Source organism: Oleiagrimonas sp., from assembly GCF_027858935.1.
Lineage (GTDB): Bacteria > Pseudomonadota > Gammaproteobacteria > Xanthomonadales > Rhodanobacteraceae > Oleiagrimonas.
In genome coordinates, this window is record NZ_JAQIBU010000220.1 from 1 (window position 1) to 9,522 (window position 9,522).

Here is a 9,522-nt window from a genome sequence, read left to right on the forward strand (position 1 = left end):
TCGAATGTGGTCAGACCCTCGCGCAGGCCCTGGTCAGGTTCGGCCTGGCGCACGCAATTGCACAGCGTCTGCGCCGTGCAGTCGATCTTGCCGGTGATCGACTCGATGGTTGCCCACTACGAGGCATGCTCCTTCTGGTGCTCGAACACCATTGGCACCGCCCGCTCGCGGACCTCTGGCGGATACTTCGGGGACTTCTTCTTGGTTTCCAGCGATCCATCTTCTTAAGAGTTGGAGCATCAGGGGAACCCGGGGCGGGTCAGATTGCAAGCGGTCGGCAGTGTTTCATGGATCCATCCTAACGCGGTGAAAGCTGCACGGACCGGACCGGTTCGTGAGGCACAGGACCGGTGAGAAGGTTAACAATTTGTAATCCAATTTTCAGGTTGCATTTAACCTTGCCCAGTACGTTTGCAAAGACCCCACAAAAATCCGTAGAGGTCAGAATGTATGCGGGTCCGAGTCCCGCTCATGCATGCACAATCTAGCGCTGATCCCAGGATCGTACACGTGGTCAATAAGTCCACAAGACATTCTGGTTTCATACGAAAATATGCTGCTGCTCCGGGCATCAGAGCTGAATGCAGCCAATCGGGGAGGGGAACATGTTGAACCCAAAATTATTCACACTGTCCTGTCTTGCAGTTGCGATCACGGCTTGTCTGGCTGCGCCGCCTGTCCATGCGAATCCGGTGAACGCCGGTGGTGCCTTTCGATCCTCTGACAATGCCAAACCCGCACAATCCGCCTCCAAGACGAAACCGGGTCCGGTGGACGTCAGCGGTACTGCCAAACCCTCGCATGGTTCCTCCACGGCCAGGCCTGCAAAACTCCAGCAGGTGGTGGTCACCGGTACACTGTTGCCGGTCGATCCCAACGCTGTTGCCGTCCCGGTCACCAGCCTGTATGCAGACGATCTGAAGAAGACCGGCGTCACCAGCAACATGCTCGAGACGCTGCGCAAGTCGATTCCTGCGTTCGCAGGACGCAGCAATGCCGGTGCCAGTAACGCACAGAGCCACAACCAGTTCACCGCAGGCGGCTCGCAGGTCGAGCTACGCAACCTGCCGACGCTGGTCCTGCTCAATGGCCGGCGCCTTGCGCTGGATGGCGTCGCGGGACTGAGCGGCAGTAAGAATTTCGTCGACGTCAGCCAGATCCCGGCCGCCGCGCTGGAGCGGGTCGATGTGCTGACCGATGGCGCGTCCTCGCTGTACGGCGCAGACGCGGTTGGCGGAGTGGTGAACTTCGTCCTAAAGCACGGTTACCACGGCGTCACCTTCGGGGGACAGTACGGTACCGCGGACGGCGGCTACAGCGATCGTTCGGCCTACGTGACGGTGGGTGGCGACGTGGGCGCGTTCAACATCACCGCCACGGCGAGTTACTCCAAGACCAGCCCGCTGTTCCAGTACAAGCGCGGCTTCACCAGCCCGCAGTTCGGCGTGGTGCCCGGTACCGGTATTCCCGGCGTGGTCGATGGAGGCAACTACGTGCTGGCTCCGGGCCTGATCACGCCGCCGGTGCCGACGGGAACATCGGCGACCGCGGCCAGCTATGCGGATCTTTCGCCCAGCGTCTATAACGCCACCAGCGCTTCGCAGCTGTCCAACGGTTTCGATTATTCCCGCTACGCCATGCTATTGCAGCAGGAAGAGCACAAGAACTTCGCCGCCGACATCACCTCTCAGCCGCTGTTCGGTGGCAGCGTGGAGGCCTTCGGCGACGTGCTGCTTTCGCAGAACAAGGTCCATTCCACCGCGTGGCAGGCGGCCGGAAAGCCCTTCGCATACACCACGCTCACGGTACCGGCCGGCGCACCCTACAACCCGTTGACCACCGATGCGACCGGCGTGACGTTTGCCGACCGGTCCCGGCCCAAGGGTGTGTTCGACACCACCGACGCTTACCGCTTCTCGTTCGGCCTCAAGGGCGATCTGGCAAAATCCTGGACTTGGCAGAGCAGCGTCGATTACAGCGACAGCAGGCTGACCGAACACGATACCAATCTGCTTTTCGGTCCCAACTTGGCGGCCGCCGTCGCTGGCGGCTATGACGCTAACGGCAATGCGGTGGCCGGCGGCGCCTATAGCAAGGTCTACGGCGGCTACTCAATCAACAGCCCGAAGGTGCTGCAGCCAGCGCTCAATCCGTTTGCTGTGACCGGCAACTCTCCGCAGACCCTGGCCAACATCTTCGGCACTGAGGTGCTGCACGGCGACAGCAAGCTGTATTCGTGGGACGCGCACGTCGTCGGCGATGCGTTCACGCTGCCTGCGGGTACGGTGAATCTCGCTGTCGGTGTGAGCTGGCGACACGAGGAAGTGTCCGGCCATGCCGACCCTAACGGCCGCGTCACCGATCCGGTGACCGGATCGACTGCTGGCAACGATCAGAACTGGATCGGCGGCATGTACACCGATCCGTTCAGCCATGGCCGCAACATGTACGCGGTGTATGCCGAGACACTGATCCCGATCACCTCGAGCAAGATGAATATCACAGGCCTGCACCAAGTCGAGCTCACCCTCGCCAGCCGCTTCGAGCACTACAGCGACGCTGGCAGCAAGAACTCGCCGAAGATCGGCATCCGCTGGGAGCCGTTCGACCACCAGTTCGTGATGCACGCGACGTTCACCAAGTCGTTCGCCGCGCCGCCGCTGTATCAGGCTTACGGGCCGTTCGACACCCGGCCGGTGACTGATCGCCTGATCGGCATCGTGTTCGGCAGCCAGTACGCGGTGGGCAATAGCTTCAACGGCGAGGACGGCGCCAACCCCACGCTGAAGCCGTCCACTTCGGAGTCCCGTTCGATCGGGTTCGAGTTCCACCCTGATTTCATCAGAGGCCTGACACTGACCGCGGACTATTCCTCGATCAACTTGCACGGGTTCCCGGGCGGCGCTGACTTCACGCGCATCATGCAGTCGGTCAACGACGTGGGCTCGGCCTCACCGTATTTCAACAGCGTGAGCACGGGCAACTTCACCAACCTGGGCGGCACTGATCCGTTCGGAACGCCCGGGTCGCTGAAGGCATTCCTGACCGACCCGAACACCGGAAATCCTGATCCGAGCAAGTATTCGCAGTTGTACGTGATCGACAAGTTTCGCAACCAAAGCGTCCTGCTCGAGCATTCCTGGATGCTGGGCCTGAGCTACATCCTGCCCACCAAGACGTCTGGAACCTGGACATTCTCGACCAAGGGCATGATCTTCAATTCGTTCAAGTTCCAGCGCCGTCCGGGCGACCCGTTCCAGCAGTACGCAGGAAATGCCAGTAACATCGGCGTGTTCGCAGGAACGCTGCCCAAGCAGAGCTTCTATTCGACGCTCGACTGGAACAAGGCCAACCTGGACATCATGCTGGCCAATACCTACATCTCACCGGTCAATGATGCCGGCGCTGCCGGAACACTGCCGGGTATCCGCGTGCCGAGCTACAGCACATGGGACCTTCGCGGCTCGTACACTTGGGCGTTAGGGTCCGAGGACAGCGACAGGTCGCTCACGGTGGCCCTAGGCGTGAACAACATCGGCAACACGAACCCACCGATCTTCCCGCGCGCGTTCACCAACCAGTACGTCACAAGCGACATCGCTACCTATTCCCCGATCGGGCGGCTAGTTTACTGCAACGTCAAGGTTTCCTTGTGACGGTGCGCACGCATCCGGGCCGATCCGCGGATCGCCCGGGTGCGTGCGAGGGGAGTCATTGCGCTGGCTAGAAGGGGGGTTCGGTGGCGTGACGGGGCTCCGAACCCGCAAACATCGGAAGTTCGAACGTCACACGCAGGCCCGGTACACCGGGCTTCGTGCCGGCATGGATGCGGCCGCCGTGCAGGTCCACGATGCTGCGGCAGATGGCCAGGCCCAGCCCGCTGCCGCGGTCCTCACCGCTGGGTACGTTGAAGCGCACGAACCGGTCGAATACCTTCTTGCATTGTTCGTCGGTGAGTCCGGGACCCTCGTCCTGGACACAGAGCCGCCAGACGCCGTTGCCGAGTACCGACTCGATACGGATGTTTCCGCCGGGCGGCGATACGTTGATGGCGTTGACCAACAGGTTGAAGATCAGCCTTCGGATCCATTTTTCTTCCATGGCGACCCGGCCGTGGCCATGATGCTGACTGGAAAGGTGCTTGCCCTCGTGTTCGGTGAGCGCCTTGGCGTCATGCTCCATGCTGTACAGGAACGCGGAGGGATCCTGCGGCACCAGTTTCAGTTTCACGCCTTGGGCCTCAGTGCGTGATATGAACAGCAATTCGTCGATCATCTGGTTGACGCGTTCCAGTTCCTCGAGCTGGACCAGCACGGCATCCTCCTGTTCGGAGCGCAGGTGGCCATCGTCCAGCATCTTCTCCGCATTGAGCCGTATCAGCGATAGCGGCGTCTTTAATTCATGGGAGACCTCGGTCGCAAATTGCTGCGTCTGCTTAAAAGACATTTCCAGCCGGTCGAACATTTGGTTCAGGAGATTGGCCAGGTCGGAAATTTCGTCGTTGACACTGTTGACTGTGATTCGCTCGGCCAGGTTATCTGAGCGTATATGTTTTGCCGTTGTGCCGATCGCCCGGATCGGACGCAACATGAGTCGGCTGAGGCCAAGGCCAATGATGATGCTGGCAAGCAGCATCACGATCACCAACGCAAGACTGACCTCGACATAGGCATCCAGACTCTGCCGCATTTGTCGGGTTGGTGTTCCGATGCTGATGTCGAATGGCGGCATCAGGAATTCTGAAATGCGAAGTTCGCCGATCCCGGGAATAAATGCGTTGTAGATATGCTTGTGCGGTACATCTGGAATCGGACGGCCATCGAGATTGTTGGAGTAGAAGAGCATGCCGTGCTTGGGATAGTCGATATTGATGTAAAACAACACGGAGCCGTAGTTTGCTGTCTCGCTAATGCGCTGGTCGATAATATCGGATGTCAATTTCTTTGGATGTGGGCCCAAGCGGGCACTGAGTTGTCTGAACTCAGAGCGATTGAGCAGGTCCAGATCGTGAAATATGTAGTTTTTCAACAACAGGTAGCCGACGCCGAAGAGTATCGCCAGGGTCGTGGTTGCGCTGAGTGCGTACCAGACTGCAATGCGGGTGCCGATTTTCTTCATTTTAATTGATAACCCACACCACGTACGGTCTTGAATACCGACCCACCTGATTCGGGGCCGAGTTTGGAGCGCAGCCGACTCATATAGACGTCCAGCAGGTTGGTGTCGACCAGGCCTGGCCAGATCCGCTCAGTAATATAGGATCGGGTCAACGTGCGCCCGGCGTTCTGCATGAACACCTCGAGAAGTGCAAATTCCCTGCTGGTCAGGTCCAAGTGCTGTCCATGAGCCTGTACGGAATGGCCCATGAGATCCATGCGGATGCCGGCATACTCGAGAACGGCCTGCTTCACGGTTGCATGGCGCCGCATCAACGATCGGATGTGTGCCAGAAGTTCGTCGAAGCTGAAGGGTTTGGGCAAATAGTCATCGGCGCCCAGGTCAAGCCCCTTGATGCGGTCTTCAAGCGTGTCGCGGGCGCTCAGTATCAACACCGGCTCATTGAAACCGCAGCGACGCCACTCGCACAACAGACCTAGCCCGTCGCCGTCTGGCAGACCCAGATCCAGGATGATCAGATCGTAGCTGAATTCCGACAGCGCATCGCGCGCCTGGGCGCAGCTTTTAGTCCACTTCACGGTGTACGCGCGTTCGCTCAATCCGCGTCGCAGAAAATCGCCCAGTCTGGGTTGGTCTTCGACGATCAATACCTTCATTGCAAACACTCCCGGTACCGCAGAGGTGGCGCGAGTGTACACCACGACGAGCGAAAAATTTCGTTGCCTGCGAAGTAGGTGATACCGCGTTCGTGGATGTGCTTCCGACCTGAAAAAAAATTAAGAAACATTTCAGGAGCATGTCAGGAACAGCACTTATCTTGGAGCCTCACCAACAAAAGGGATCCGAACATGAAGCGACGACTCTACCTGACGGCAGCCGTCCTCCTGATGGCATTGGCCTGGACCGTGTCGGCCGAAGCGACGGTTTCGTCGCAGAACTATGCACAGTTTCTGGTCGACCAGAGCCTGAAAGCCCATCCGCAGGTGCTGGTCATGGCCATGCACGTTACGCCCGTGGGCAAGCATGAAAACGTCATCGTTGCTTCGAACATCGGCCGCATCGGCAAGGTGGCCGACGCGGACGACATGCGCGTGATCACAACCGGAAAGACCAACCTAGAGGTCAATAAGCGCGGAGACCGGTTCGAGGTCGAAATGCCGCTGAAAGACGTGACCGGCGACACCGTTGGTGCCCTGAGCGTCGTGTATCCGTACAAGTCCGGCGACAACAAGTTTTCTCTTAAGATGCGTGCTGAAAACATTCGCGACCAGCTCAAGCGCAAGATCTCCAATGCCGGAAACCTGACGCAGGCATACCGGTTCGACCCGTCCGTTCCGGTAGACACCTATGCGCAAAAGCTGGTCGACCAGACCATGGCCGCTCATCCGCGGCTTCTGATCCTGATGATGCACATCCTGCCGCCCGGTGGCACGACCAACGTGGTGGTCGGTTCTAGCATCGGGCGCATTGGCAAAAAGGCCGACGCGGACGACATGCGCGCGATCCGCACCGGCATTCCGAACCTCGAGGTCAACGGCAACCGGTTCGAGGTCGAGACCCGGTTGCTGGACAAGGCCGGGCGGACGATCGGCGCGGTGGGCATCGTGTTCCCGTACAAGCCGGGCGACGACAAGGGTGAACTGAAACGCCGCGGCATGGCCATCCGTAACGAGTTGCGTTCACGGATTCCCTCGCTGGAAAAACTGATGCAAACTGTTCCAGGCGTGAATGCGGCGCCTCCGGCGTCGCTGATCGGCCGCACCACGAACTGGCATCCCGGGTACTCCGGCGACTTCGACCATTTCGGCGTGGACGTAGCCGGGCGCCGGCTGTTCCTGGCTGCCGAGGACCACGGCACACTGGAGGTCTTCAACCTCGCGACGGGCCGTCACGAACGCACGCTGCACAACGTGCAGACACCGCATGCCATCCTTTATTTTCCGCACCGCCACCGACTGATCGTGACCGACAGCGGCAAGGGTATGACCAAGGTGATCGATTCGCGCGACTACCGGACCGTCGGCCACATTTCGCTGGCCGTGGGTGCCGATTCGGCAGAATACGACGCCTCCACCAAACGCCTGTACATCGTGACCGGCGGCAAGGACGTGGGCATGAAGCACTGCTACCTCAACGAGGTGAACCCGGTCACGGGCCACGTCTACAGGGCGCTGCGCTTCGACTCCGACCATACCGAGGCGGTCCGGGCCGAGCAGCACGGCGACCGGCTGTTCGTGAACGTGGCCGACAAGAACTACGTCGCGGTAGTCAGCAAGAAGACCCTGAAGGTCATCGCGCGCTGGCCGCTCAAGGGCGCCAGAACCAACCTCACCATGGCGCTGGACGAGACCGATCACCGGTTGTTCGTGGGCACGCGCAATCCCAGCAAGCTGTTTGTGTTGAATACCGACACCGGCGCGACCGTGGCTGTGCTGGATGCTCCTGCGACCTCGGACGGACTGTTCTACGACGCGGCGCTGAAACGGATCTACCTGCCGGGTGGCGACGGCTACCTGGGCGTGTACCAGCAGGTCAATCCAGATCACTACACCGAGCTCGCGCGGATCCCGAGCGCCCACGGCGCCAAGTCCGGCATTCTGGTGCCGCAACTGCACCGTCTGTATCTGGCCGCGTCCCCCGGCGAACACGGCAAGGGCGGCGAAGTGCTGACCTTTGCGCTTAACAAGTAGGCCGTCCGCGATGCGTCGTACATGCCCGCTGAAAACGTCGGCGTTCGCCGCCCGGCTGCCGGGTCTGCTGCTGGTCCTGGTCGGTATGTTCGGGGCAGGGTCCCTTGCCTGCCAGGCGGCGACGTTCTACCGACTGGAGTCGGCTGTGGTCTTGCCTGGGACATCGCCGGCATGGGACTACCTGACGTTCGATGTAGCCCGTTCGTACCTGTTCATTGGGCGTAGGCATGCCGGAGTCACGGTCTACGACGTGCGCACGCGCAAGGTGGTTGCATCAATCGCGGACTCGAAGGGCGCGAACCGGGCGATCCTGGTCCCGGAGATCGGGCGCGGTTTCACGGTCAACGAGGATGGTTCGACCACCGAGTTCGACCTGAGGTCGCTCAAGACGTTACGGAGGATCCGTTTCGGCCATGATGCGGATTCGGGCAGCTACGATCCAGCGACCGGGCAGATCCTGTTCACCATGGGCGGCAGCCGGAAAATCGTGTTCCTGGACGCGCGAAGCGGCCATGTTACGGCACGCCTACCGCTGCACAGCAGCAAGATCGAGGCCTCGGCGCCCGACGGCCACGGCAACGTTTTCGTCGCCGAGCGTGACCGCAACAGGGTGATTCGCATCGATGCCCGCGCGCACAAGGTGACCGCCGCATGGTCCACCGCACCCTGCAAGCAGCCTACAGGGCTGGCCTACGACGCAAAGGACCGGCGCATATTCGTCGGGTGCCGCGGAGACAGACCGGTACTTGCGGTACTCAATGCGGACTCCGGAAAGGTGGTCTCGATAATCGAAATCGGCCGCGGTAACGACGGCGTGGTGTACGCGCCGCAAACGCACAGGATCTACGCGTCCAATGGTGTGGATGCCAATGTGGTGGTCATTGATCAGACAGGTGCTAACACCTACCGGCTGGACCAGGCCATCACGACACGACCGATGGCCAGAACCATGGCGCTCGATGCAAAGCGCGACCAGATCTACCTGGTCACGGCCCAGGGCGCGGTCGACCCGGCAAGGAAAGTGGATCGCGCCGTGGCACCGTTTTATCCAAATATCTATTTTGACAATACATTCGTCGTGCTCACGTACGGAAAGTCACCGACCGTGAAACCATCTGTGCATTGAGGATTACTCCTTGGCAGCAGGGGACTGTGATGGACATTGGCCTGCACCGGGAGAATCTACCGGTTGCATAGCCTTCGAGCACTTCAGATTCAACTGTACGACCTGATACTGAACAGGGGAAGTTTGTGATATGAGCGATACATCCGTTGCATCCATAGGCGCCCGACTGGACCGGTTGCCTTCTTCGAGAGTCGTCTGGACCATCGTTGTCCTGATTTCGCTCGGTGGCATATTCGAGTTCTACGATTTGTTCTTCACCGGTTACGTGGCGCCTGGAATGATCCGTTCCGGGTTGTTCACGCCGTCGTCGCTGGGTTTCTTTTCCAGCTTCGCTGCCATTCGGGTCTCGGGCTTCGGTACCTTCGTGTTTTGCACCTTTGCGGGCTTGTGGGTCGGCGTGGTGCTTTTCGGGCAGCTGGCGGATCGCTTCGGGCGGCGGCCGGTGTTCACCTGGTCGCTGATCTGGTACGTGGTCTGCACCGCAATCATGGCGTTCCAGCAAACCGGAGAGATGCTCAACGTATGGCGTTTCATTGCCGGCGTAGGTTTCGCGGTGCAGTTGGTGACCATCGACACCTACATCTCCGA

General features: G+C 60.0%; 6 protein-coding genes and 1 pseudogene. 4 read left to right on the forward strand and 3 right to left on the reverse strand.

All coding sequences use genetic code 11. The features are described 5' to 3' along the window. Positions 1–152, reverse strand: a pseudogene (locus tag PF446_RS08235) (IS3 family transposase); the annotation flags it as partial. 453 nt (positions 153–605) lie between these two features. On the opposite strand from PF446_RS08235, the gene PF446_RS08240 reads away from it, so the two are divergent. Further along, a complete protein-coding gene (locus PF446_RS08240) occupies positions 606–3,656 on the forward strand; it encodes a TonB-dependent receptor plug domain-containing protein (protein ID WP_298070949.1) in 3,051 nt (1,016 codons plus the stop codon). A gap of 67 nt (positions 3,657–3,723) precedes the next feature. On the opposite strand, the gene PF446_RS08245 is transcribed toward PF446_RS08240, so the two are convergent. Together PF446_RS08245 and PF446_RS08250 are read right to left on the reverse strand one after the other, a co-directional pair. After that, a complete protein-coding gene (locus tag PF446_RS08245) occupies positions 3,724–5,118 on the reverse strand; it encodes a HAMP domain-containing sensor histidine kinase (protein WP_298070951.1) in 1,395 nt (464 codons plus the stop codon). Next, the gene (locus tag PF446_RS08250) at positions 5,115–5,774 is read right to left on the reverse strand and encodes a response regulator transcription factor (protein ID WP_298070953.1); all 660 of its coding nucleotides are present in this window, start codon (positions 5,772–5,774) and stop codon (positions 5,115–5,117) included. The genes PF446_RS08245 and PF446_RS08250 overlap by 4 nt, the downstream gene beginning before the upstream one ends. A gap of 192 nt (positions 5,775–5,966) precedes the next feature. Between PF446_RS08250 and PF446_RS08255 the strand changes: the two genes are divergently transcribed. The 3 genes from PF446_RS08255 to PF446_RS08265 form a co-directional block, all read left to right on the forward strand. Continuing rightward, the gene (locus tag PF446_RS08255) at positions 5,967–7,808 is read left to right on the forward strand and encodes a hypothetical protein (protein ID WP_298070955.1); all 1,842 of its coding nucleotides are present in this window, start codon (positions 5,967–5,969) and stop codon (positions 7,806–7,808) included. 10 nt (positions 7,809–7,818) lie between these two features. Then, entirely contained in the window at positions 7,819–8,934 is a 1,116-nt protein-coding gene (locus tag PF446_RS08260; RefSeq protein WP_298070956.1) for a WD40 repeat domain-containing protein, read from the forward strand. Between the two features lie 130 nt (positions 8,935–9,064). Then, on the forward strand, positions 9,065–9,522 hold a 458-nt coding region (locus PF446_RS08265; protein WP_298070957.1), incomplete at its 3' end, for an MFS transporter.

What these genes read in the sequence shown, in the direction of transcription:
- PF446_RS08240 (WP_298070949.1), top strand. Translation starts at nt 606, where the DNA reads ATGTTGAACCCAAAATTATTCACACTGTCCTGTCTTGCAGTTGCGATC.
- PF446_RS08245 (WP_298070951.1), bottom strand. Translation starts at nt 5,118, where the DNA reads ATGAAGAAAATCGGCACCCGCATTGCAGTCTGGTACGCACTCAGCGCA.
- PF446_RS08250 (WP_298070953.1), bottom strand. Translation starts at nt 5,774, where the DNA reads ATGAAGGTATTGATCGTCGAAGACCAACCCAGACTGGGCGATTTTCTG.
- PF446_RS08255 (WP_298070955.1), top strand. Translation starts at nt 5,967, where the DNA reads ATGAAGCGACGACTCTACCTGACGGCAGCCGTCCTCCTGATGGCATTG.
- PF446_RS08260 (WP_298070956.1), top strand. Translation starts at nt 7,819, where the DNA reads ATGCGTCGTACATGCCCGCTGAAAACGTCGGCGTTCGCCGCCCGGCTG.